General features: G+C 51.6%; 26 protein-coding genes. 14 read left to right on the top strand and 12 right to left on the bottom strand.

All coding sequences use genetic code 11. From position 1 onward, the window contains the following. Positions 1–13 precede the first annotated feature (13 nt). Entirely contained in the window at positions 14–769 is a 756-nt protein-coding gene (locus AC6I7T_RS20080) for a nucleotidyltransferase family protein (protein WP_497789319.1), read from the bottom strand. Then, entirely contained in the window at positions 747–1736 is a 990-nt protein-coding gene (locus tag AC6I7T_RS20075) for an NAD-dependent epimerase/dehydratase family protein (protein ID WP_497789317.1), read from the bottom strand. Before AC6I7T_RS20075 ends, AC6I7T_RS20080 begins: the two co-directional genes overlap by 23 nt. 920 nt (positions 1737–2656) lie before the next feature. Here AC6I7T_RS20075 and AC6I7T_RS20070 point away from each other — a divergent pair. The 6 genes from AC6I7T_RS20070 to AC6I7T_RS20045 all read left to right on the top strand — a co-directional run bounded on the left by AC6I7T_RS20070 (position 2657) and on the right by AC6I7T_RS20045 (position 8776). Beyond that, positions 2657–3544, top strand: a complete 888-nt coding sequence (locus AC6I7T_RS20070) for a WecB/TagA/CpsF family glycosyltransferase (protein ID WP_497789316.1) — start codon at positions 2657–2659, stop codon at positions 3542–3544. A 172-nt stretch (positions 3545–3716) separates the two neighbouring features. Next, positions 3717–4469, top strand: a complete 753-nt coding sequence (locus AC6I7T_RS20065; RefSeq protein ID WP_497789315.1) for a transaldolase — start codon at positions 3717–3719, stop codon at positions 4467–4469. A gap of 269 nt (positions 4470–4738) precedes the next feature. After that, the gene (locus tag AC6I7T_RS20060) at positions 4739–5881 is read left to right on the top strand and encodes a glycosyltransferase family 4 protein (protein ID WP_497789314.1); all 1143 of its coding nucleotides are present in this window, start codon (positions 4739–4741) and stop codon (positions 5879–5881) included. Then, complete coding sequence (locus AC6I7T_RS20055) at positions 5827–7164, top strand: flippase (protein WP_497789313.1); 1338 nt, start codon at positions 5827–5829, stop codon at positions 7162–7164. Before AC6I7T_RS20060 ends, AC6I7T_RS20055 begins: the two co-directional genes overlap by 55 nt. Positions 7165–7280: 116 nt before the next feature. Further along, positions 7281–8291: a glycosyltransferase family 2 protein gene (locus tag AC6I7T_RS20050; protein ID WP_497789312.1), complete on the top strand. Its 1011-nt coding sequence runs from the start codon at positions 7281–7283 to the stop codon at positions 8289–8291. Positions 8292–8431: 140 nt separating this feature from the next. Next, positions 8432–8776: a phage holin family protein gene (locus tag AC6I7T_RS20045; RefSeq protein ID WP_497789311.1), complete on the top strand. Its 345-nt coding sequence runs from the start codon at positions 8432–8434 to the stop codon at positions 8774–8776. 150 nt (positions 8777–8926) lie between these two features. Here AC6I7T_RS20045 and AC6I7T_RS20040 read toward each other — a convergent pair whose 3' ends face one another. The 4 genes from AC6I7T_RS20040 to AC6I7T_RS20025 all read right to left on the bottom strand — a co-directional run bounded on the left by AC6I7T_RS20040 (position 8927) and on the right by AC6I7T_RS20025 (position 12212). Next, complete coding sequence (locus AC6I7T_RS20040) at positions 8927–9424, bottom strand: hypothetical protein (RefSeq protein WP_497789310.1); 498 nt, start codon at positions 9422–9424, stop codon at positions 8927–8929. After that, positions 9421–10023, bottom strand: coding sequence for an RNA polymerase sigma factor (locus AC6I7T_RS20035; RefSeq protein ID WP_497789308.1), 603 nt, complete (start codon positions 10021–10023; stop codon positions 9421–9423). Before AC6I7T_RS20035 ends, AC6I7T_RS20040 begins: the two co-directional genes overlap by 4 nt. Before the next feature lie 145 nt (positions 10024–10168). Next, positions 10169–10876, bottom strand: a complete 708-nt coding sequence (locus AC6I7T_RS20030) for a tetratricopeptide repeat protein (protein WP_497789307.1) — start codon at positions 10874–10876, stop codon at positions 10169–10171. A 160-nt stretch (positions 10877–11036) separates the two neighbouring features. Next, positions 11037–12212, bottom strand: coding sequence for a lactonase family protein (locus AC6I7T_RS20025; RefSeq protein ID WP_497794628.1), 1176 nt, complete (start codon positions 12210–12212; stop codon positions 11037–11039). Positions 12213–12284: 72 nt separating this feature from the next. Here AC6I7T_RS20025 and AC6I7T_RS20020 point away from each other — a divergent pair, with 72 nt between their 5' ends. Together AC6I7T_RS20020 and AC6I7T_RS20015 are read left to right on the top strand one after the other, a co-directional pair. Further along, positions 12285–12515 carry a hypothetical protein gene (locus AC6I7T_RS20020; protein WP_497789306.1) on the top strand — a complete coding sequence of 77 codons (231 nt, stop codon included), beginning with the start codon at positions 12285–12287 and terminating at the stop codon, positions 12513–12515. Positions 12516–12628: 113 nt separating this feature from the next. After that, the gene (locus AC6I7T_RS20015; protein WP_497789305.1) at positions 12629–13309 is read left to right on the top strand and encodes a M28 family peptidase; all 681 of its coding nucleotides are present in this window, start codon (positions 12629–12631) and stop codon (positions 13307–13309) included. Positions 13310–13687: 378 nt separating this feature from the next. Here AC6I7T_RS20015 and ahpD read toward each other — a convergent pair whose 3' ends face one another. The 5 genes from ahpD to nadA all read right to left on the bottom strand — a co-directional run bounded on the left by ahpD (position 13688) and on the right by nadA (position 17125). After that, positions 13688–14242 (bottom strand): alkylhydroperoxidase, AhpD family, encoded by a 555-nt coding sequence (gene ahpD, locus AC6I7T_RS20010; protein WP_497789304.1) that lies wholly within the window; start codon positions 14240–14242, stop codon positions 13688–13690. 69 nt (positions 14243–14311) lie between these two features. Further along, positions 14312–14848 (bottom strand): peroxiredoxin, encoded by a 537-nt coding sequence (locus AC6I7T_RS20005; protein ID WP_497789303.1) that lies wholly within the window; start codon positions 14846–14848, stop codon positions 14312–14314. A gap of 21 nt (positions 14849–14869) precedes the next feature. Next, the gene (locus AC6I7T_RS20000; protein WP_497789302.1) at positions 14870–15343 is read right to left on the bottom strand and encodes a Fur family transcriptional regulator; all 474 of its coding nucleotides are present in this window, start codon (positions 15341–15343) and stop codon (positions 14870–14872) included. Between the two features lie 134 nt (positions 15344–15477). Continuing rightward, a complete protein-coding gene (locus AC6I7T_RS19995) occupies positions 15478–15906 on the bottom strand; it encodes a DUF2203 domain-containing protein (protein WP_497789301.1) in 429 nt (142 codons plus the stop codon). A gap of 82 nt (positions 15907–15988) precedes the next feature. Then, positions 15989–17125 (bottom strand): quinolinate synthase NadA, encoded by a 1137-nt coding sequence (nadA, locus tag AC6I7T_RS19990; protein WP_497789300.1) that lies wholly within the window; start codon positions 17123–17125, stop codon positions 15989–15991. A 517-nt stretch (positions 17126–17642) separates the two neighbouring features. Here nadA and AC6I7T_RS19985 point away from each other — a divergent pair. The 4 genes from AC6I7T_RS19985 to AC6I7T_RS19970 are packed head-to-tail and all read left to right on the top strand — an operon-like array spanning position 17643 to position 20771. Further along, positions 17643–18164, top strand: a complete 522-nt coding sequence (locus AC6I7T_RS19985) for a Sec-independent protein translocase subunit TatA/TatB (protein WP_497789299.1) — start codon at positions 17643–17645, stop codon at positions 18162–18164. Then, a complete protein-coding gene (tatC, locus tag AC6I7T_RS19980; RefSeq protein ID WP_497789298.1) occupies positions 18157–18945 on the top strand; it encodes a twin-arginine translocase subunit TatC in 789 nt (262 codons plus the stop codon). The genes AC6I7T_RS19985 and tatC overlap by 8 nt, the downstream gene beginning before the upstream one ends. Next, positions 18942–19844, top strand: coding sequence for a M28 family peptidase (locus tag AC6I7T_RS19975; RefSeq protein ID WP_497789297.1), 903 nt, complete (start codon positions 18942–18944; stop codon positions 19842–19844). The genes tatC and AC6I7T_RS19975 overlap by 4 nt, the downstream gene beginning before the upstream one ends. Positions 19845–19862: 18 nt before the next feature. Beyond that, a complete protein-coding gene (locus tag AC6I7T_RS19970) occupies positions 19863–20771 on the top strand; it encodes a TerC/Alx family metal homeostasis membrane protein (RefSeq protein ID WP_497789296.1) in 909 nt (302 codons plus the stop codon). Here the strand turns inward: AC6I7T_RS19970 and nadB are convergent. After that, positions 20756–22339, bottom strand: coding sequence for an L-aspartate oxidase (gene nadB, locus AC6I7T_RS19965; protein WP_497789295.1), 1584 nt, complete (start codon positions 22337–22339; stop codon positions 20756–20758). The two genes, AC6I7T_RS19970 and nadB, sit on opposite strands and share 16 nt — an antisense overlap. A 114-nt stretch (positions 22340–22453) precedes the next feature. On the opposite strand from nadB, the gene aroB reads away from it, so the two are divergent. After that, entirely contained in the window at positions 22454–23554 is a 1101-nt protein-coding gene (gene aroB, locus AC6I7T_RS19960; RefSeq protein WP_497789294.1) for a 3-dehydroquinate synthase, read from the top strand. Between the two features lie 5 nt (positions 23555–23559). After that, the gene (locus AC6I7T_RS19955) at positions 23560–24300 is read left to right on the top strand and encodes a ubiquinone/menaquinone biosynthesis methyltransferase (RefSeq protein ID WP_497789293.1); all 741 of its coding nucleotides are present in this window, start codon (positions 23560–23562) and stop codon (positions 24298–24300) included. Positions 24301–24353: the final 53 nt, after the last annotated feature.

The raw sequence follows: 24353 nt of genomic DNA, 5'->3' as shown, positions 1-24353 counted from the left end.
TGCATCCCTCGCGTCAGTTTTGAAGAATTGGGGGTTGCTTCTGTTCAGCAATCTGTCTTAGCAATGCGTCTGTCTCCGCCAACCCAGCGGGTGATCCTATCTCGTAGAAGCGTTCTTTCACTTCAAAACCAGCAAGTTGCTGTTTTTTTACGAGATCGTGATAGACCGACGCCAGATCGAAGGCGGTGTCCTTGGGCCAGGACTCAAATACTTTGGCGCGAATGCAACCCAGCCCGTAATCGATGTATTCCATTGCTGCAGTTGGCGCTGCCTTGTCGTAATTCACAATCGAGCCGTCGCGGAATTCAATATTGCTCTTATCCCACTGGTTTCCGTTCCAAAACACAGTCATAAGAGCGGGCTTCCCGGAGCGAAGAAATTCATTCCAAACGGGAAGTAGGGGAGCCGACAAGTAGCTGTCGCCATACATCACCAGGAATTCTTCACCCAAGAGCGGAAGTGCCTTCTGTAAAGCACCCCCTGTCCCCAGAAGCTTCTCCCCGTCGAAGGAATATTGAACATGGGCTCCAAACTGCCCTCCGTCGCCGAGAAACTCCTGAATCTGCTCTCCTAAATAGCCGGAACAAACAACAATCTCAGTGATGCCTTGGCCTACAAGGTTTTCGACTTGATGTGCAATAAAGGGCTTGTCGGCAACCGGCACCATCGATTTCGGTATGGTTGTGGTTATCGGACGGAGGCGCGTAGCCAGCCCCCCCGCCAACAATGCAATCCTCGGTATGGAATTAGATGCGGCTTGTGCGTTCATCGCTCATCAGTTGTTGAATAGAATTTCTCAAGGCTTCCTTCGCGCTGTGCTTGCAGGTCCACCCTAAGCTTTTGATCCGATCGGTATTCAATCTCACTACCGGTACATCGCCCTTCCATCCGCGATCGCCACCTGTGTATTCAAATACCGGCTTCTCTTTGAGGCTCATGCATTCCACTGCCAATTCGGCGATTTCCGTGACCGTAATGTAATCTCCGGTGGCAACATTGAAGACCTCAAACGGCTTTTTGCAATGCTCATTTGCATGTAAGACCGCTGAAACAACGTCGGAAACATGAATGTAGGATTTGCTTTGACGGCCGTCACCCAAAATACGTAACCGTGAGGGATCGGAAGTCAATCTTCTTACGAAATCGAAACCCACCCCATGAGTCTGGCGAGCACCAACTACATTGCCAAAGCGGAAAGCACAGGCCGTCAGATCAAACATGTAACAATAACTGGCAATCAGTGCCTCTCCGGATAACTTGCTGGCTCCATAAGTCGAAACAGGAATCAGGGGACCCTGGTCTTCCTTAGCTTCAATCTCCCCTAATTCACCATAGACTCCACTACCAGAGGCATAGAGCAGACGCGGAACACCGGACCGTCTCATCGCTTCCACAACGTTGTTGGTTAACATTGTGCCTTGATAAAAATCGATCTCCGGTTCCGTAACGGCTCTGGCGATATCGGGATTCGAGGCGAGGTGGATAACAACATCGTGCCCGTTCATGGATGCAACCAGGCAGTTCAATTCGCCGACATCCGCCCTAACAACCTTCAGGCGAGGATCATTACGATGGTGCTCGTAATGCCATTCCCGACCAGAGGAGAAGTTGTCGTAGAGCGTTACGGCTTGTACTTCGGGGTCACTTAACAACCTGTCGGTGAAGTGGCTTCCAATAAATCCGGCGCCACCTACGATGAAATATCTCCGGCTGACACGAGAAGAATTTGCGGGCATAAACAGCTTTCTACGACCTCCGTGATTCCAAAATTCAAAATCAAAAATGTTGGCGATGACAGATAACTGGAGCATGGTTACTTTTAGCAAGGAAGAGTGATCAGCCCCTTTCGGAACGATCATTTATTGGCAGTATGGCAACATGTACCTCTACTTGTTCTTCTATGCCGAAATCCAAAATGCTCTAGTCGGAGTGATTCGCGGAAGCAGATACATCTACATAAGATGCGTTTGAGATGCGAATCACCGCTTCCAACTTCGTTAACTGATCAACAAAATGCTTTGACGTTTCCAGACCGCCTCCGAGAAAACTTTCAATCCTTAAGACGTTGCGGAAAATCCTTCTGCGTGAGGGAGGAAGATCAATATGCCCGGCATCCAAAAACGAGCGGCCTAGCACACTATTAACTACATAGTACTGTACCATTCTTTTATGCCAACGGAAACATGAGTATCAATTCACATCCAGCATTTACAGCATTTTTTCTTGACTCCGCAGGGTAATCACAATAAACATGGATTGAAAACTCAAGATACGTTACCTATTTGGTAATAGAGTGAAAATTAATACCTGTTTTTAAATATTCCCCTCTCGGCGAAGGCATCCAAAACCCGTCGGCACAGCATCTTAACCAATGGCATCGAGTGAATAGCCAATGCGGAACCTGATTACTGTAAGGATTCCTGTTTACGGCTCAATGCTGTATTTACCAGAAGGATTTCGCGCAACAGCACCATTAAGAGCTCATGAGATGAAGATGAGGCTGGCTGAGAGTCCCTGCCAAAGCACGGCTTTCTCGCGTCGGAACGGGCTCACATCTCGCATTTGAACTCCTTAATTCTCACAAGGAGTTTTCTACGCAGCAATGTGATTGCCGACGGCATAGATACAGCAATTTTCAGGAATGGAAGGAATTGGAATGGGGTTAAGCTCCGCATCAAATGGCGTCTCGTCGGAAGATCTTCGTTCAAATGCTGGTGAAGAAAAGCGACAGGATCTGTTGCTTTTCCCAAAGACGATTTCATTACCTCGATGCCACATCGGATCTCTGCCCGTCGATCGCGTGAACTTCGACGAAGCTGCACAGTGGGCAGTGAATCATCTGAAAACGCGAGGAGATGCACCTCCGGCATTAATTGTCGGACCTAACGCTCAATTAGTTACCTTAGCCGAAAAAAATCCTGGTTTTGCACGCGCAATGCGTTCAGCCAGCCTTGCACCCGCAGACGGAATCTCGGTAGTCCTGGCATCGAAATGGCTAGGCTCTCCAGTCCCGGAGCGGGTTCCTGGCGGAGAACTCATGGAAAGACTATGCGCTGAAAGTGCAAAACATGGTTTTATTGTTTTTTTCTTGGGTGGACTTCCAGGGGCTGCAGAACTGGCGGCAGTCCGCTTGATGGAGAGATACCCCGGGCTAAATATTATCGGAACTTATTGCCCGCCCTACGGGTTTGAGAAAGATGAAGTCGAAAGCGCTCGTGTGCGGCAGAAAATTGCCGAAGCCAAACCGGATCTTCTTTTTGTGGCTTTTGGGGCCCCAAAACAAGAGATCTGGATGGGAGAGAATTGCCCCTCTCTTCCGGTAGGCATTGCAATGTCGGTAGGCGCCGCCTTCGACACGCAAGCCGGTTTACGTAAACGAGCTCCAGCGTGGGCGCAACGATCCGGTACAGAGTGGCTCTATCGGCTTGTAAAAGAGCCCCGGCGCCTATGGCGTAGATACCTGATCGGGAATGTGGAGTTCCTCTTTCTAGTCGCGAAACAATTGTTGTTTACTCAGCGTCGACGCGCCCAAGCTAGTAATTGATATGTTATTAATTGATTATTTATCAGAGTAAATCATAGTAATTATGCCCGCAGATTTGCACTGGCCCAGCAGTAAGTGCATCCGAAAACCATTCCGGAAGAATTGCTTTCCGGGAATTTCGGAGAGTGTTGTTAAGAAAAGATCGACTTAACCCGATACCAATGGAGGGGACGTGCCAAGCATAGATCAGCTCAAAATCAAATTGTTCTGCGATGGTGCCGATTTCGACAGCATCCTTAGCATGTACGCAAAACCCTATATCAAGGGCTTCACCACAAATCCTACCTTGATGAGGAAAGCTGGAATTTCCGATTACGAGGAATTCGGGCGCAAGGTGCTTGCCGCTGTTCCTGATCGTCCGATATCCCTTGAAGTCTTCGCCGACGATTTTGCCGAAATGGAAGATCAGGCGCGGGAAATTGCCACTTGGGGTCCAAACGTAAACGTGAAGATTCCAGTTACGAATACCAAGGGGGAGTTTACCGGAAGCATTATCGAGTCGCTCTCCAATGACGGCGTCATACTCAATGTAACCGCATTGCTCACTCTGGATCAGATTTCCGAGGTAGCTGACGCTCTTAATCCGAATACACCGGCGATCATCTCGGTCTTTGCCGGCCGCATCGCAGACACGGGCGTCGATCCGCTTCCGATTATGGAGCAGGGCTTGGAGGTTCTCCAGGATCATCCAAAGGCGGAGTTGCTCTGGGCAAGCCCTCGTGAATTGCTGAATGTCTTCCAGGCTGATGAAATCGGCTGCCACATCATTACGGCAACCCCAGACATCCTGGCTAAGCTGAAGCTGGTAGGGAAGGATCTGACGGAGTATTCACTCGATACGGTAAAGATGTTCTACTCCGATGCCAGTGCAGCTGGATTCTCTATCCAGCCCGGGGTCTACCAGAAGAAGGCAGTGGGATTCTAGAGCAAAACCAGCGCATCTATACCCTGGAATCTACGAAGGCTTACGCCGCTTTCCGCCAAAGAAAGCGGCGCTTCACCCAAGATTGGTTTCGGTATAGTAACGCTGGAATTGTTCTAGAAAAGGGGCATTCTGTTTCTGCAATTTTTCGTTCCCCAGAGAGTGAAGCTTTGCAACCTTTAGGTTGTTTCGAACTGGATGAAGACGGGAAAGAACCTGCGTAGATTGGTTCTTCATCCTCAATTAATCTGCCCCGAATTCAATGGAGAAGGATGGAAAGCAAGATCTTCCAAGTACTCAGCGAAGCAGAACCATTTTCCGCATACTACGGAGGGGGAACATCTCGCTGGACGGCTAATGTTGTCAAGGACGACGAGGACACAATCGTCCTCTGCCCTGAAGCTGACGATACTTGGGGGTTTTCTGACCGCCGAGTCAGGCTCTTGCCCGGATTAGTACGGTACCGCGGTTTTGTAAATGTAACAAAACATCGCGAACCATGGATTGTAAAGAAGTACCTTATTCAAAGCGCCATAAAGAACGGACTGCAAGATCTTAATGCTGGCGATATCGTATGGATACAGAATCGCCCTGAATTTGCCGCAGCACTTTCTCCTTTGGTAAAAAAACGTGGTGCCCGACTCGTTTTGCACATGCACAACTCTCACATAGTTGATGCTCCCTCTTCGATGATTCGAAATCTCGGCGCAGACCGGATTGTCTTTTGCAGCAAATTTCTTCGCGATGAATCGCTAGGCAAGCACCCTTATCTTGAAAATGTATCCGTAGTAGTTCCCAATGGGGCAGATAACTCCATCTTTTTCCCGCTACCGGCGGAACAAGTGTCCGCGCGAAATGGTCGTCCTCCGGTAGTACTCTTTGTCGGCCGGATCATTCCTCAGAAGGGGGTACACGTCCTCGTGGAGGCCATGCGTCTCCTACACGAGAAAAAGGTTCCCGCGGTAGCAAAGATCGTGGGGGGCGCTAGTTTTGGGAGCGATGCCTCTACCCCTTACCTGGATGAATTACGAAAAGCAGCCACTCCCAATGTCCAGTTTTGCGGATATCTGGAACTCAAAGAGCTGGGAGCTCAATTTCGGGATGCCGATATCCTTTGCTGCCCTTCTGTATGGCATGAAGCCTTTGGAGCCATCAATGTCGAGGCCATGGCTTCGGCGCTTCCTGTTGTGGCTACTCATACAGGTGGTATACCCGAAGTCTTTTTTGAGGGAGGAGCTATTCTTGTTGCACCGAATTCCAGCCAGGAATTGGCTGCAGCTCTGGAGCTCTTAGCTCTCGATCCCGGGCACCGAAGTCGATTGGCAAGAGAGGGATACACCTCTTTTCAGAAGAATTTCACGTGGCAGGCCGTTCACCATCACTACCGGAATGTCATCGAATCACTCAGGTCATGATTAAGAACGCTATAGCGAAAGCTTGGAATAGCACACTGGCGCGAAACGCCGGATGGATGTTTCTGGGGCAAGGGATGGCTTTTGTCGTCCAGGCCCTGTACTTTGTCATAATCGCTCGTCTGCTTGGAAGCACACAGTACGGTATTTACGTTGGTGCAGTTGCGCTTGTTTCGATTATCAGCCAGTACAGTGCTCTAGGCTCCGGAGTTATTTTCCTTCGTTACGTTAGCGCAGATCACAGCAAGTTTGCTTCTTATTGGGGGAATATCCTTCTCTCCACTTTGGGCATGGGTACCTTCCTTGTTCTCATGCTTCATTGGACAGGACATTGGCTAATCAACAAAGAAAGCGCTTCTATTCTGACGATAGTTGCCATCGGCGATTGCATTTGCGGGAAGCTTGCCGAGTCGACAGGTCAGATATTCCAGGCCTACGAAAAGCTTAAGATCACCGCCATTCTGACGTTGCTCGTGAATACCTTCCGGCTGATCATTGCCGTTGTAATGATGTTCACGTTCCATTCGGCAACTGCTAAGCAGTGGTCTTATGCAGCATTGGCTGTATCTTTTTTTGCTCTCTTTTTAGCTATTTCGACAGTTACTTATTATTTTGGCAAACCGAAGTTCGTACCTTCGTTGGTTCGCAAAAATGCAGCAGAAGGCATAGGCTATGCCGTCGCCTATTCGACGACTTCGATTTACAACGATATAGACAAAACGATGCTGGCTCATTTCGGATTGAACCAGGCCAATGGCATCTATACCATGGCGTATCGGTTAATCGATATGAGTACCCTGCCGATACGCTCCATTCATGCCGCTGCAATGCCCCGCTTTTTCCGGATGGGATTTGACGGTATCGAACATACGAGACGTTATGCAGCAAAGATCTTGAGCAAAACGGCAATCTTCGGAGTTCTCGCCGCTATCGGGCTCCTTGTCTGCGCACCCATTATTCCTCATCTGATCGGCAAAAGCTTTGCTCAAAGCATTTCGGCTTTGCAGTGGCTTTGCCTTTTGCCGCTCTTCCGGTGTTTTCATTTGAGCGCAGGAGATGCCCTCGCCGGTGCGGGCTATCAGCGATATCGCACCTCTGCGCAATTTATCGCAGCGGCCTTTAACTTCCTGATCAATCTCTATATGATCCCGCACTACTCCTGGAAAGGAGCAGCGTGGTCCAGCCTAATAACAGATGGAGGTTTAGGTCTTCTGAATTGGGGTGTTTTGATTTACCTGCGCAACAGGGATAATAAGCGCGCCGTGGTAAGAGAAGTTGCTGCATAGAAAGTTTTGGGTAACAACCGTTCCTCCTTCGAAGAGAGTGCCTATCGTTTTTAGGAGCGCGTTGTGCCCTGATGGAAGCTGCTAGATTTTTAACTTTGAGCATCTAAGGAAGGAATATGTCCCTGCTTACGATCGGTCTTCCCATCTACAAATCGATGCCTTATCTGCCTGAGACGATGGAGAGCCTTTGGTCGCAAACAGAGAAGGATTTCGAGATTTTAGCCATTGTCGATGACTGCAGCGACGGCAGCGTTGAATATATGGAATCTCTCAGAGATCCGCGTCTGCGAATTATTCGGCAGGCTAAAGCCGGGCTTGTTCCAACGCTCAATCGAATGCTTCGGGAAATCGACACGCCCTGGCTTGTGCGACAGGATGCAGATGACATTGCTTACCCCAACCGAATCGAGCGCATTCTGCGAGCGGTAAAGGAGCAGCCCGAGGCTGGGATGTTCTACTCCTTGGCAGAATATTATCCACACGGAAAAGCCGTCGGCCAGTTTCGAACCACGCTAGGGACACCGGAAGAACTGCGGAAAACGGTACAGGACGGATACCTGCTTACCTTCTGCCATCCCTCAGTCGTGCTCAATCGCGATGTTGCTCTCTCTATTGGTGGATACCGCCAGCAATCGACAGGTGAGGACGCCGACATGTGGTGGAGAATGGCTCTCGAAAGCGATATCCACCTAATCCCTGAAGTGCTCCTCGGCTATCGGCATCATGGCAATCAGGCCACGACAACGGAGATGCGGCTTAATCTGGTACACGGTCTGTATATCCAATATCTTTTGCTCTCCCACATCTGGGGATTGCAGCCAAGACCTGAAGAGGAGATCCGGCCAATCCTGGAATCTCTAGTGCCGGATGGTTACATCAATGCCAAGAATCTGTTGAGAAAGTTCAACATTGAGATGTCGAAGCGTAACTTCTTCTCGGCAGCAACTTCCTTTGCCAAATCGTTTCTGTCCTCTCCCGAATATCTCGTCCAACGTACCATTGACGAGTTCTTTCCAAAGAAGCGAATTGCCAATGGGGTAGACCCCAAGATCTTCCTTCGCAGGAAAAAGGAATTCTGGCCTAATGCTTCTGACGCACTTGGTAGAGGTATCCAAGAACCCGTCTAGAGCAATTCCAGCGTTACTACGCCGAATCCAAATATTGGTGAAGTACCGCTTTTCTTTGGCGGAAAGGGAAACTGTTCTAAATTTATCGAGTGGTGTTACTGTACGCTGCTATGTAAATTTGGAAGAAAGGAACTCCTGCTATGATCCGCCTACTCCTGCACTGGGTCCTTGACGCGGTGGCATTATTGATCGTTGCCAATTTCGTCCGGGGCTTTCACGTGAGTAGCTTTGTCTCGGCCTTGGTTGCTGTTGTGATTATCGGACTTCTGAACGCAACGCTTGGCTTCATACTGAAGATCATTACCTTACCTCTATCCATCCTGACCTTAGGGTTATTCTTCCTGGTGATCAACGCCATCATCCTTCGTGTGGCCGGCGGCCTGGTTCCCGGATTCTACGTTGCAGGCTTTATTCCTGCCTTCTGGGGAGCGCTGGTGCTGGCTATTTTGCACATGCTCTTCCGGGCACTTGAACCAGAAAGCTGAGCTTATCTCTTAAGTGGGATCGAGTTGCGTCAAAGGACATATGGGCAGCAAGAAGATGGACTGAAAATCGGTACTCCGTGTCCTTTTACCTGGACACGGAGCTTTCAATAAATAGCTGCGTAAGGGAGAGGTCTGGAGCCCGCCTGGTGGCTACTTCTCCTGGCCACTATCCTTATCTGAGGGAGGAGGCGTATTAGGAACAGCCACGCCTTTCGGACGGGGTTTATGCCCCTCTGGAATCACAGCTCGTCCACGCGAGTTCTTCGGAGCTAGCCGAGGAGAAGTTCCCTCGGGCGCGACGATTCCAGCAGGAGCTACCCTGACAGCACCTGCAGCTCCCATCCCACCGGAGTTCAACCGAATCGGAGGAGGCAGCATCGAAGACCGATGAGAACGGTAGAGACCAATTCCGCCTCCAATCACTGCACAGACTAGCAAGGATGCCATTGCAGTCCGCGGGAAAGCGGTGAGAAAAGAAAATTGCCACCACTTCCTCTTTTCGGGTTCGGGCTCGCTGATCCGTGTTGAAGCTAGCCGAGCTTCTATACGCCCGGACAACCCCTCGGGAGGATTTACCTGAGAGAGCAAACGCAAAGTATCTTCTGGGGTAATTTTCTTTTTGAGTAGTTCCTTGGGCGGCTGCTTCATCCCAGCCTCCGTTCTTTTTCCATTGCAGTCTGTAATTGCCGGCGTGCTCGAAAGAGGCGGGCTCTCACGGCCGATTCCGTAGTCTCCAGAATAGAGGCTATTTGAGCAGTCGAAAATTCTTCGAAGGCAGACAATAACAGGACACGACGCTCCTTCTCCGGGAGTCGGTCGATCTGCTTCAGGATGTATGTGTGCTCTTGAGCTGCAATCGCATGATCCACGGCGGAAACATCCGAGGCGACCAGCAATCGGGCAAACTCTTCGATGTCTTCTGTCTCGGGACGTGTCTTTGCCCGGCGTTTGCGATCGAGAACAATATTCCAAACAATGCGGATCAGCCAGACCCGATGGTCTCGGATCTCTCCTAGCTCATCGCGATGGCGCAACACCCGCAGAAAGGTCTCCTGGACCGCATCTTCCGCCTCGGCAATGTTCCGAGTCACCGAATACGCAACGCGGTACAACACAGTCGAATACTGCTCGACCAGAGCGGTAATAGCGGCAGAGCTATTGTCCGCTTCTTCCTGCTCCGAGGTGAAAGTGCTTCCCATCCAGCCTGCGAGTTGAGCCCCTGTAATCTGAACCGAGGAAGTGCTCATGCGATTTCCTTAAAGTAGTGACGCACCAGGAGAAGGTTCCGCTCGCAGAAAGCCCCGGCGGCCACAAAATCGCAGTTCAAGGATACAAAATACAAAGGGCTCGCAGGTGACTATGCACCGCGAGCCCGGTAAAGAGAATCTTCGGTTACTTCAATTCAGCCAATTTCTGATCGGCGATTTTGCCGGCAGCTGTGTCCTTATCGGTATCCTTCAGCTTTGCGTATATTTCCTTCGCAGCGCTGATGTTATTGGCCGATTGGTAAAGCTCACCAAGAGCAAGCTGCGCCTCGGTTGTCGGTACGGAATCGGAAGACTTGGCAATCAACTGCTTGTAGATCTCAATTGCCTGGGAATCACGATTTGTACGGTGATAAAGTCCTGCCAAGGCCATTTTCGCTAGAGGTGACAGACTGCTATTACCGGAATCGGCCGCCTTCTGGAGCTCAGCTTCCGCAGGGCCATTCTGTCCGAGATCGGAGTAGGTTAGGCCAGCGAAATAGTGGGCCTGCTTCCCGGCTCCCAGCATTCCGTAGTGCTGCGCCACATCCAGAAACTGCTTGTTGGCTTCGCGAGCACGATCCGCCGAAGTGGCATACGTCCCAGGAAGTGCAGGCTGTCCCGGCTGGGCAAGCGGCGCTCCATAGGTGGTCATCGCTTTGCCGAGAGCAATGTCAGCCTGCTCAGATCGTTGATTCCATACAATAATTCCAATAACCACTGCCGCGACAACGATCACGGGCGGTAAGACGGTTTTAAGAACGCGCGAACGGTTTTCTTGGAGCCATCCAAGACCAGAGGTAGTTGCCTGAACAAAATTATCCTGCTTCAGCGCGTGACGAGTCTGTGTATCCACGGAATTCCTTCAGAAGTCCTTCGTAAAAGGTAGGACTGGCAGGCAACACACAAAAGAGGGCTGTCTGCTAATGCTGGATGCAGTGTAGCAGTGCAAAACTAGGGGGGTCAAACCTGACCCTACCCTGAATAGTGTTCAAATCATCCCGAATTCTGAACCGTTATTGATATCTCGTTGCGGCTAAAGATATGGGATTTCCGGCTGCATTGTTGGGACCTGAAGCAGTTGTAGTCACCGAAACGAGTTTCCCTGGTGTTGTTGTATCCACCTTGAATACCTGAAAGTCCGGATTGCTGGCACTACAGGCCACTCCCAGATAGGTCTTTGTCTGCTCGAAGGAAAGATCCACAGGATTTCCACAGGTAGAAAAGGAGGCCTCGCTCAGCGCCGTAAACGCCCCAGTGGTCGCAGCAAAAGAAAAACCACTGATTGTGGCATCACCATAATTTGCTACATAAACATATGTGTTTGAGGGATCAACAACCACGGCTCTGGGTCCAGCTCCGGTTACGAAAGGGGAACCTTTGATGTCGTTGATCGAGGCGTTGTTCCCAATCTTTAGAACTCTCAACCCGCCATTGTTTGTTTCCGCTAAGAAGAGATATTGGCTAGTTGCATCGCTTGCCATTCCTTGATCCGCGTTTCTCGCGTCTAACGTCGGAGCATGAAGCGATTGTGTTATGACACCGGTTGAGGAACTAAAGGTGAAGGTATCGACGCCACCTGTCCCTCGTGAAACAAAGATGTTGGCATCATTGGGCGTGACGAGCAAACTGACCGGGAGCTGACCATTCCCTGCACTAGTTAATGACGCGCTACTCCCTGTCGATAACGCTCCTGTCGAGGTGTTGATTCCGTAGGAGGACACTTGCAGGCTGACGGGATTTGCATCTGCCACCAACAACCATTTCCCGGACGGATCGACTTTCATGCTGACTGGAAAAACACTTGTAACTAGGGCATTTCCACCATTCGCAACCGTCAGTGCGCCAGTGGAACTGATCGAGAAGACATAAATTGCACCCAAAATATCAGTGTTAACGGATGCATACAGAAAGCTGTTGGAAGGGGTAACAGCGAGTGTATTGAAGATCACGTTCGCAAAGTTATACGGGCTGTTTGCAACCGCGCTAAGCTTTCCGCTGGTGTTGACGTTAAAGCCTGCCAGAGTTGTTGAAGCGTAATTCCCTAGATAAAAATATCCGCTAGAGGTAGTACTGCCCCCTCCACCGCCATTGCCTCCACCGTTGACCGGCTGAAAAAAATTACCGCCGCATCCCGTCAACAATACAAGCAGACCTAATGCCGTCCCTTTCCACCATTTGCTCGGTCTCACTGCCAATCCCTTTCCTGCTGAGCTCCGGAGCGGAGCGGAAGATCTATACTGCGCAAAATCATGTTTGAAGACATGAAGCCCAATCGTCGCGTCGCGATTCTTGCTCTCATGCTGATACTAAACTTTCTGCCGACCTCACGGTTGCAGGCACAAGCAAATCCGGCTCTGGTCTGTTCTTCCTGCATACGCTCTGATATGTCATACCTTGCTTCGGACAACCTTCGCGGACGTGGTTCGGCTACGCCGGATGAAGCCGCCGCTACACGCTGGGCCCGCAGCACAGTTCGCATCCTTTGGCCTTGAGCCAGGAGGCAATCAAGGCTTTCTACAGAGAGTCCCTATCCAACAGCCACTTCCCGCCAAGATAGTTCAAAGAATACAGAAGTTTGAAAAAATACCTCACACGGAAACATGGAATGTCATCGGCATCCTGCGAGGATCCCACCACTCATCCACAGAAAAGACGAAAGAAGAAGCCATTCTGCTCACGGCTCATATCAATCACAGGGGGAGTCGGACCGGCTACTGCTGGAGACAGTATCTATAACGGTGCCGACAACAATGCCTCCGGAAGCACCTCTGTATTGGAACTGGCCAGAGCACTATCTTTAGGCCATCGTCCGAAGAGAACAATTCTCTTTGTCCTCTTCGGGTCAGAAGAGATCGGTGGCCTCGGAAATAATTACTTCCTCGAACACTCTCTTCTACCACTCAAGAACATTGTTGCGAATCTGGAATTCGAGATGATCGGACGTCCAGATCCAGCAGTTCCTGGCGGATATCTGTGGCTAACAGGTTATGACCGTTCAAACTTAGGTTCGGAGTTAGTGAAGCACGGAGCACGGCTGGAAAATGATCCACGTCCGCAGCAGCATTTCTTTGAACGTTCTGATAACTTCTCCCTTGCCCGCCAGGGAGTAATCGCTCACACCATCTCCAGCTTTGGACTTCACCAGGACTATCACCGGCCTAGCGACGATCTCTCTCGTATCGATTTCTCCTTTATGACAGGGGCGATTCAATCGATGTTGGCACCCATACGCTGGCTGGCAAATACCGAATGGCAACCCTCCTGGACTCCCGGAGGAAGACCGTAAACAAGCAGCAAGGAGAGAAGAGCTCCAGAAAGTTGCTGTGCCATCTGTTCCGACTCAAAGGGTATCCCGGCAAGGGATGCTGCGCTCCATTATCGGAAATTGCCACTCTACAACCCCGAGCTCACTACAGAAGAAATGCCGCTTTGACTTAGCAGAAAATTCTCCTCTTTAGTGCACGATCAATGCACGGAAGATCAAGACTACATTTTTACCCGGAACAATTATCGCGCCAGAAAAATCGCCTTTGGGTCCGATGAGGGGAATGAGGAGAAATGAGCTTAGCTTGGAAATTTTCCAGCTGCCCTAATATGGAAAGGCCCGCAAGCTACTTGCTTGCGGGCCTTCTCGGGGAAGCCAGATTCTTCTTTTTTGTTTTATCTAGCTGACAGCGACGGGTTCCGAAGCCAATACCCTCTGAGCATCGACTACAGCACCGACCGCATGAACTACGGAAGCCAAGCGAACAATCGCCAGAATCAGCTCTTCGCTGACACCTTTTTCCCGCACAACTTTCTCGTGGGAGTCCACGCACTTCCCACAACCGTTGATGGCGGATACTGCTAATGCCCACAGCTCGAAATCGATATGGTCGACGCCGTGAGTCCGCATCACATTCATACGAAGTTTTGCGGGCATGGTCCCGTACTTCTCGTTTGAAGAGAGATGCAAGAAACGGTAATAAATGTTGTTCATCCCCATGATGGCTGCAGCAGCTTTTGCAGCTTCCATTACCTGGGGGGTAAGGTTCTGGGCCGCGGCCTCCGCCACCGCTTGCGTCAACGACTCACAGCGAGTAGCAAAAGCACTGGCCAGCAGAGTTCCCCAAAGCTGTTGCGGCGTCAGCTCGGTATTGTTCCTCACCAAAGTTGAATAGTTCAACTTAAGGTCCTTCGCGTAATCGGGAAGGCTATCAATCAACTGGTCCAGCTGCATTACAAACTCCTTTTATCCTTCAAAATGGGAAATGGGGCGGGGGAAGTACCGCCCCAAGGGGTAAACACCTTAGACGTGAAGGGTCTCTTGTCCCTTCTGCCAGTTGCAGGGGCAGAGCTCGTCGGTCTGCAACGCATCCAATACGCGCAGGACTTCTTGTGGATTACGGCCCACAGAGAGGTCTGTAACGTAAACGAAGCGAATGATGCCTTCAGGATCGACGACGAAGGTGGCGCGCTGTGCAACACCAGCCGCCGGATCCAGAACGCCTAGCTGTCCAGTCAGATCGCGCTTAATATCGGCCAGCATGGGGAAAGGCAGATCCTTCAGATCGGCGTGGTTATTGCGCCAAGCCAGATGGACAAACTCGGAATCGATGCTGCCACCCAGAACCTGGGCATCACGAGCAGCAAACTCGCTATTCAGTTTGCCAAAAGCGGCGATTTCCGTCGGGCAGACAAAGGTAAAATCCTTCGGCCAAAAGAAGTAGACCTTCCACTTGCCGGGGAACGATTCGTTCGTAATCTGCTGAAACTCTTTGCCCTTCTCCAGGCTAACGGTAGCAGTTACTTCGAAATTGGGGAACTTCTCGCCAACACCAAGCATGTAATTACTCCTCTTTGTGTTTTACGGTTGTTGATCGGGTTGATTGGATTCCGGGCAGGCGCCGCTTTCCTCTGTAGGTTTCTGCTGACATGCAGGGCAGAGACCGATCACATCCACTGCCAGACGCGTCACAAGAAAACCTCCGGCAAGCTTGCTGGGAACCTGTAAAGAGCCAAGGTCACGCTCTTCGATGTCATAGATCGAACGGCATGACGTGCAAATCAGGTGATGGTGCGGATGACTGTTCGTCTCCACACGCAAAGAACCATGGTGCAGACTGACCTCGCGGAACAGTCCACTCTCTAGAAATAGATTGATGTTCTTGTAAACGGTTGCAAGAGAAATCGCAGGGATCTTCTTGCGAACGCGCATGTAAACCTCTTCCGGACTGGGATGACCCACCATGCCCTGCAGCACCTCATAGATGATCTGACGCTGATGCGTCACCGCCAATCCATGCTGCGCACAGAGTTCTCGAAAGTGTTTTGACTCCATCGCGTTCACATCTCCTAGTAAACAATAAAAGTTATTATTTGTCAAAAGCTGTTAAGTATTAATATTTATCGAACAGAAAAAGAATGAACTTCTCCCTGTTTTTTGACAGGTCGAAAGAATTTAGGATTTTGGATTTAGTTGGGACGGGTACGACGCTGGAAGCGTTCATCAATAGGCTGACGTCCTGCATAGCCCGACTCCTGGGTATGCCAGTACCCGATGGAAGACTCACCCATCTTCCAGCAAAGCAGGACAATATCTTCTTCCAAGCGGCAGGGAAAATCCAGAAGTCCGGAGTTCAGATCCTTAACTTGTACTCCGATGGAGTCGATCTCCTCCAAAATTTCTTTCACTTGCTCGACTTGCTTCTGCAACTCGGCCCGGCGGCGAAAAACTTTGGGCGCATCAACCCAGAGCCCGCCTGCAAAATGAATACGACGTGCGAGCTCCTGCAGCTCCTGTTCGATATCCTCGACAGCCGCCTTTGTTTCCATGGCGCGCTTTAGGAGTGACTCAAGAACCGGCAGCAAGGATTGCGCTTCGTCTAGGGTAAAAATCTTCATGTACGTCACAGAGGAGTGGGAAGACGGTAAAAATCTGCCCTCCCACCCTACATATTATCTATCAGATTAGTAGCCTCTAATCTCAGGCCTTAATTTCAAGCATGCGGTCAAGCGCTACGCGAGCCCAGGCCTTCACATCGTCTCGCACCTTGATACGATTCACGATGCGTCCCTCCACCAGGTTTTCCAATGACCAAGCCAGATGTTGAGGGGAGATGCGGTACATCGTCGTGCACAGACAGCCGGTGTCATCCAGAGTGATGACCTTCTTGCCCTCCGCGGCAAATCTCTGAGCCATGCGATTAACCAGATGGATCTCAGTCCCGACAGCAAACATCGTGCCTTGGGGAGCGTCTTCGACCAGTTTGATCAGTCTTTCGGTTGAACCGAGGGCATCGGCTTTCTGGCAGACCTCCCAGCGGCACTCAGGATGCACGATCACCTGGATTCCGGGATACTTGGCCCGAACTTGATCCACATGATCAGGAAGAAAGCGCTGATGAACGGAACAGTGCCCCTTCCAAAGGATGATTTTGGCTGCCTTCAACCGGTCTGGAGACACACCACCATTGATCTGATAGGGATCCCAGACGACCATTTCATTTAGGGGAATACCCTTTGCAAATCCGGTATTGCGGCCCAGATGCTGATCAGGCAGGAAGAGAATCTTCTCCCCACGGGCAAAGGCCCAATCAAAGGCACTGCCAGCGTTGGACGAGGTACAGACCAAGCCGCCCCGCTCTCCACAGAAGGCCTTAATCGCAGCCGTTGAATTCATGTAGGTCAGGGGGATAAGACTTGTAGTCAGCCCCAGGCGCTCGAGCGATTCCCAACAATCTTCTACTTGGCTGATGTCGGCCATGTCGGCCATGGAACAACCGGCATTCAGGTCGGGCAAAATGACCTGCTGATTGTCGTTCCCCAGCACGTCAGCACTTTCCGCCATAAAATGCACGCCACAGAAGATGATGTACCGCGCATCGGTCTCCGCGGCAACTTTGGAAAGCTTGTAGCTATCGCCGGTGAAATCCGCAAAGCGGATCACCTCATCTCGCTGGTAATGATGACCCAACAGGATTGTGCTAGAACCAAGCTTTTCGCGAGCAGTTGCGATTCGTCCGTCCATGGAGTGATCGGGCAACTGCAGATAATTTTCAAGTGAGCAGCTTTCGCTAACAGCAGACGGCTGCTCTACAGCTTCTTCCAAAAGTAAATTCACGGCTTCCGCCTTCAGCTCGACGGCCGGTTTCCGGCCCCGAGCGGGGATGTTGAAAGCAATTCCAGGCGGCAGTGGATTCGCTGTGGCTAAAAGGCTAACGAGGAGCTTACCTGTTCCTCGCTGCCAGTCATCCACCCAACCCACGGGGATGTTGCAGCCCTGTTAAAAGTAGATGCATTGCCCAAACACCCGATGCAGAAATACTGATGCAAGTGCAGGGAACGAATCCTTTACAGTGTAATACAGGCGTAACAATCCCATCAGAACAGAGGAATTACGCTACAGAATCAGAGTCGGCAAAAACGGAGCTGTCACAGACAAAACTGGGTAGCATTTTGAGAGACAAAAGTACGGGTAAGGCATGGATTTTCCATGTGATCGGAGATCGCCTTGGCGCATGCTGCGGCCAGAACCCGAAGCCCAATCCTTCCCTTTGCTTATAGGCATTTGGGATCCCTCTCTTCCTGTGACCAGTGCGATTGTTCCATGCTCCGTCAGCCGAGTATCATGAGGAACGATGGATCTGCAGCCCATAGTTTTACGAGCGTCCCTTGGCGCCCCCGACATGCTTTTCCTTATGGTGTTGGCCCTGGTGGTCTTTGGGCCTCGCCGTTTGCCGGAAATTGGCCGGCAAATCGGTAAATTGATGTATGAATTCCGCAAGGCCAGCAATGACTTCAAGTTGCAGATCGAGGATGAACTACGGGCTGCCGAAGAGTCTGACCGGCAAAAGAAACTGGATCAGGAACGTCAAGCTGCCTTAACGCTCACCGCCAGCACGGAATCACAAGCGACGGAAGCGACAAGCACGCAGGCGGAAAGTACGCCTGCAGGCTCTCAAGAACCTCAGGAACCAGAGATTTACAACCAGACCATCATGCCCCCCTCGACTGGAACTCCAGTCAGCACTGACCGGCCTGATTTCTCGACCCCATCAAAAGACTCTGTAGAAGCCGCGCCCCTGGACACGGCTCTTGCAAACGACACCCCGGCGCAGGTGGCGATGGAATCCGGTGAGGCCGCCCCAAATCATGGATGAAGATATAGTCGATCGTGCCCGGACAGCCGTTTCCGAACGCGCTGAATTGCCCGGAATGAGTTTGTTGGAACACCTTGAAGAGCTGCGGAAACGGATTATCCGTTCCGCCCTCTATCTTGGATTGGGTTTTATCGTTGCTTACATCTTTCGTGAGCAGCTCTACGGCATTTTGCAAAAACCTCTGGACCACCTTCATCTGAATCTGGTCATGACGCACCCGATTGATGCGTTCAATCTCTACCTGTACACCGCGTTGATGGGTGGAGCGATTCTGGCATCGCCTTTCATCCTGCATCAGGTCTGGCTATTCATCTCGCCGGGACTCTATGCCAACGAGAAACGCTATATCTGGCCATTTCTGTCGGCCACAATCGGACTCTTCCTCGCGGGAGCCTTCTTTGGCTACCGATTTGTTCTTCCGGGAGCCTTGAAGATCCTCATCATCGAGTACGGTCATCGCTTCACACCGATGATCACGATTCCCGAGTACACTGGCTTTTTCTTGTCGATCATTCTGGGCCTGGGTATAACCTTTGAGCTGCCAATTCTGATCTTTTTTCTCGCGCTCTTCGGGATCGTGAATGCCAAGTGGCTCTGGAAGAATATCCGCTACGCAATTCTGGTTATTTTCATCATCGCGGCAATCATCACGCCCACACCGGACATCCTGACCATGTGCGTCTTTGCTGCTCCAATGCTCGTTCTCTATGTGTTCGGTATCGGCATCGCATACTGGGTCCATCCGAGCCACCGCAAGAAGAAAGAGCAGGCTGCGGGATGAAACGGCTACTGAAGCAGCTGGCGTTTGCTGCTTTTGCCTTTTTGCTTTCCACTCCGAATCCAGTGCACGCCGCACCGATAGCCCATTTCGATGGTCAACGTGCACTGGAATACACCAGACAGTTTGCCGCTATCGGTCCTCGCTGGGTCGGAGGCGGAGGCCATCGAAAAGCTGAAGCTTTTCTGCGCAGGCAGTTTCTAAAAGACCATCTGGAAGACGATAGCTTTGTCGCCAGCACGCCGGAAGGCTCTATGCCGATGCACAATTTCATCGTGCGCTTTCCCGGCAAGAAGGATGGTGTCATTATCCTGGCGACGCACTATGAGACCAACTACCCCTTGAGGAATACCGGCTTCGTCGGTGCAAATGACGGAGCGGCGACAACCGGACTGCTGGTTGAATTGGCCAATCGCCTCCGAGGACGAACCCTTGATGGGTACAGCGTCTGGCTGGTCTTTTTCGATGGAGAAGAGGCTTTTGAAAGGTGGTCTCGTACAGATTCCACCTATGGCAGCCGCCATCTGGCTGCAAAATGGCAGAATGATGGAACGCTCAAGCGCATCAAAGGATTTTTATTGGCAGATATGATCGGCGATAAAGATCTGGACATCGATCGCGATACAAACTCAACCCCGTGGCTGCTGGATACAGTAAAACAAGCAGCCACCCGGTTTGGTTATCAGTCGCATTTCTTTGCGCATGAAAACATGATCGACGACGATCACATCCCATTTGTTCAACGTGGCGTTCCCTGTGCCGATGTCATCGATATCGACTACGGGCCGGATAACAGCTACCACCATACAGTTCAAGACTCTATGGACAAGCTGAGCGCCAGAAGCCTGGCAATTGCGGGTGATACCTTTCTGGAGACGATCCGGCTCCTGAACCAACACTAAGCTTCTCAGGAGCTGAACTTGTTCGAAGGCGTACCGTATTCATTCTGGATTGGCTTCCACGTACTCGTGGTTATACTGCTTCTCGTAGATCTTCTGGTTCTTTCACGTGGGAAGCACGGCCTGTCTACAAAAGTCGCCTGGATATGGACCGGTTTCCTGGCCCTGCTAGCTGCGGGATTTGCCGTCTGGATCTACTGGATGGAGGGTCGCCAAAGCGCGCTTGAGTTTACCTCCGGTTATCTGATCGAAACCTCTCTCAGCGTAGACAACCTGTTCGTCTTCCTGCTGATGTTCCGCAGTTTCCATCTCACCCACAAGGAACAGCACAAAGCACTGCTTTGGGGAATCATCGGCGCCGTTGCGATGCGAGCATTATTCATAGCTGCCGGAGTTGCGCTGCTGGAACGTTTTGGCTGGGTGCAATACATCTTCGGAGCATTTCTGCTTATCGCAGCTATCCGTCTGGTTCGCCCGCAGAAGGAGGAAAAACCCTCCTCTTTTTGGAACAGATGGATACCTGAGCGCGACCCTGTTGCTCCAAAGAAGCTTCGGTTGCGCACATTCCTTACGGTCATTCTGGCTGTAGAAATAACGGACCTGATATTTGCGTTGGACTCAATTCCCGCGGTCCTCGCAGTAACGCGCGTTCCGTTTATCGTCTATACCTCAAACATCTTTGCGATTCTCGGACTGCGTTCGCTCTTTTTTGCTCTCTCGGCATTCCTGGATCGCTTCCACATGCTCCATTACGGTCTGGCCGCTATCCTGGCCTTTGTAGCAACAAAGATGTTGATCAACAGCTGGGTCGAGATACCGATTCTCCTCTCCCTGGGGGTCATCCTGACGATTCTGCTTGTCTGCGTGGTGCTGTCACTGATATTCCCCGCACGGAAGGAACTTCACGCCCGTACTCACCAGGCTTCGTAACGAAAGCTCTTTGCTGAATCTGCAGACGTCGGACCAAAGACAGAATGCTTGGCGAAATGCACGTCGTCACGTTGTGGAAAATCGGTGCGAAAATGCCCGCCACGGCTTTCTTTCCGCCTGAGGGCAAAATTCACAATCATTGAAGCCACGTAGAACATGGAGCGGGCCTCTTCCGTCTTTCTTGAAAATGGAGCCAGCTTTTTGTGCTCCAGCTTGTCTTGTACCGAGTGAATCTGAGAACAAGCCTGCTTCAGGCCCTCTTCATCTCGTAAAAGCCCTGCATAATGCCACATGGTTTGCCGCAGCGTCTCGATGATGCCATCAACTTCAGAGTCATCCGCAGGCGTAATCTGCCGGGAAGAGGTCTCCCCTCGAGAGATTTCGGGTTCCGCCTTCATTGCGGAAGCAGCACGCGCTCCAAAGACCAATCCTTCCAGAAGTGAATTGCTTGCCAGCCGATTAGCACCATGGACGCCCGTACAGGCCACCTCTCCAGCCGCATAGAGACCACGAAGCGAGGTCCGCCCATGCATATCGGTCTTGATACCACCCATCAGGTAATGAGCTGCCGGACGTACCGGAATCAAGTCGTTTTGGAGCGATAGTCCGTAATTCGCTAAAGTTGCCGATATGCCGGGGAAGCGTACCGTCAGATCCACACCTGTCACGTGGCGCATGTCCAGATAGACAGTCCTGAGCTCTCCCGGGTGATCCCCTAATCCTTCTTTGGTAATAGCGCGAGCTACAACATCACGAGGCGCCAGCTCCAACAGCTTGTGATAGCGCTCCATGAAGCGCTCGCCCTTGTCGTTGCGCAGATATGCGCCTTCCCCCCGTAAAGCCTCACTGAGCAGGAAACGAGGTGCGCCGGGCAGGCTCAGAGCCGTGGGATGAAACTGGTAAAACTCCATATCCGCAACAGCAACTCCATGCCGGATGGCAAGAGCTATGCCATCGCCCGTAGCTACGGCTGGATTGGTGGTGTCGCTATAGACCTGTCCGGCCCCACCGCAGGCCAGCAGCACCGCACGTGCCCGGATCTGACTTATCGTGTTCTCTTTATCGAGGACCTCAACGCCAACCGTCCGGCCGTCCTCGACCAGCAAATGAATGACAAGAGTCTCTTCCGCAATGGTGATATTCGAAGAGGATCGGGTATGCAGACTCAGGGTCCGGGCAATTTCTGCTCCGGTTGCGTCGCCATTTGCATGGAGCACTCGCGGCAGACTATGAGCTCCTTCTCTGGTCGGAATCAGCTCGCCATTGACACGATCAAACTGAACACCCCATTGCAGCAACTCTTCAACGCGCATGGAGCCTTCTGAGACCAGAATGGCTGCCGCATCATGGGCCACAAGGCCATCACCGGCAGCCTCGGTATCGTCCAGGTGCAGGGCAACATCCTCTTCCCCTCCCCTGGCGACGGCAATCCCGCCTTGCGCGTAATGCGTGTTCGACTCCTGGAGCTTGTCCTTAGTCACCAGAAACACGCGTCCTGCTTCCGCCAATTCAATCGCTGCTCGTAATCCTGCAATACCAGAGCCAACAACAATGAAATCTATATCCACCGGATGCTCCCTATCTTGAGGCTACCGCGTTTTGCCATCCGCTGCAGGTTCAGGGCATAAGCCATACAGTTCCTGAGGATTGCGGACCCGCATCTACGATACGATGAGTACATCGTGCAAAAGATTCCGGTAGAAACAGCAAGCGCTAGTTACACGGTCATGGCCGGAAGCGGTCTTCTCGCTTCGCTCGAGAAGCGGATCTATCGTGCCCTTGGCCGGAAGCCGCAAAACATCTTCGTACTCACCTCGCCCGAAATCTGGGCTTTATGGGGGAAGCGCTTTCGTGCCTCCTTCTCTATCGAACCGACAGTGCTTTTCTTGCCACGAGGCGAATCTTTCAAGCATCTGCGTTCAATCGAAACGCTGGCCCGCCAAATGGCCGAGGCCAAAGCCGACCGCTCCTCCCTGTTAATCGCCTTTGGCGGAGGAATTGTCGGTGATGTTGGCGGATTCCTTGCTGCGATTTACATGCGTGGAATCGATTGCGTTCAGGTCCCAACAACACTGCTAGCCCAAGTGGATTCTTCGGTCGGAGGCAAAACGGGAGTCAATCTGCCCGAAGGGAAGAATCTCATCGGCAGCTTCCACCATCCCAAAGCCGTCTTCGCCGATGTCGATTTTCTGCAAACACTTCCGGAGCGGGAACTTCGGGCAGGACTTTTTGAAAGCATCAAAGCCGGAATCATCCGGGATGCGAAGCTCTTCTCCTTCATCGAGCGCAACTCCGTCCAAGTGCTTAGCCGGGATACAAAAGCACTCGAACGCGTCATCTCCGCATCGATTCGCATGAAAGCTGAAGTTGTCGGAAAAGACGAGAAAGAATCCGGCCTGCGTATGATCCTGAACTTCGGACATACCGTCGGACATGCAATCGAATCGGTCACAAAATACCGCAAGCTATTGCACGGAGAAGCTGTGGCCTGGGGCATGATTGCCGCTTTGGAAATTGCCAAGGCACGGAAACTGGTCACCGCAGCCCAGGCAGAGCGCATGAGCCGCACCATTTACCTTTATGGCCCGCTTCCACCATTGACGATGAAGTCTCAATCGCTAGTGGAAGCCACCGCCCACGATAAAAAGAACATGGCTGGTGTCAGGCGCTTTGTTCTGCCTAAGGGAATCGGAGATTCCATAGTTGTTCAAGACGTCACAGTTGAAGAACTTGAACAGGCTTGCCAGGCAATGCTCAGCAGTGCGAGAGAGATCTACGCCTAAATTCCATGACGACTTTGGGAGCACAACCAGCAGGAGCGCATGACGAACAGACTGCCGCACATGCAGTCCGTGAGATGTTCGACTCTATCGCACCCAAGTATGACCTGCTGAACCATGTGCTCTCCTTCAACATCGACCGGCTATGGTGGTGGCGGACATCACGAAGATTCCGCCACATCCTTACCAATCCCGAGGCAGCCGTCCTCGATATCTGCTGTGGGACGGGAGACATGACCATGTCTCTCCTGAAGCACCGCCCACCACAAAGCCACCCTATCGTTGCGGCAGATTTCTCCCATAACATGCTCGTCCGGGGAACGCATAAATTCTTCAAACACAATGTTGTCGCCGTTGAAGCCGACGCATTGCATTTGCCCCTCGCCTCCGAGTCTCTGAATCTGATCACTAGCGCTTTTGGATTCCGGAACTTAGCTAATTACCGGGCGGGATTGGAAGAATTCCATCGGGTGCTGAAACCTGGCGGAGAACTTGGGATTCTAGACTTCAGCGAACCGGGCGGCTTACTGGGCATGCTTTATGCCTTTTATTTCCGTCGAGTCCTGCCCGCAATCGGTTCGGTTATTTCCGGGGTTACAGGACCGTATGCCTACCTTCCCGCATCTGTAGAGAAGTTCCCCCCACCGCAGGAAATGCTGGATCTTATGCGAGATACGGGATTTCACAATGTGAGCTGGACGCCCTATAACTTTGGGATTGCAGGGCTCTATCGGGGAACCAAAGGGTAAGATTTAGTCCTGAACACGCTGGAACAGGCTCCGTGCGCACTTCTCACGACAGT

It is taken from the genome of Humiphilus diazotrophicus, assembly GCF_059726315.1.
Note: the sequence above shows the minus strand (reverse complement) of the source record. Positions and strands in the feature narration are given on the sequence as shown.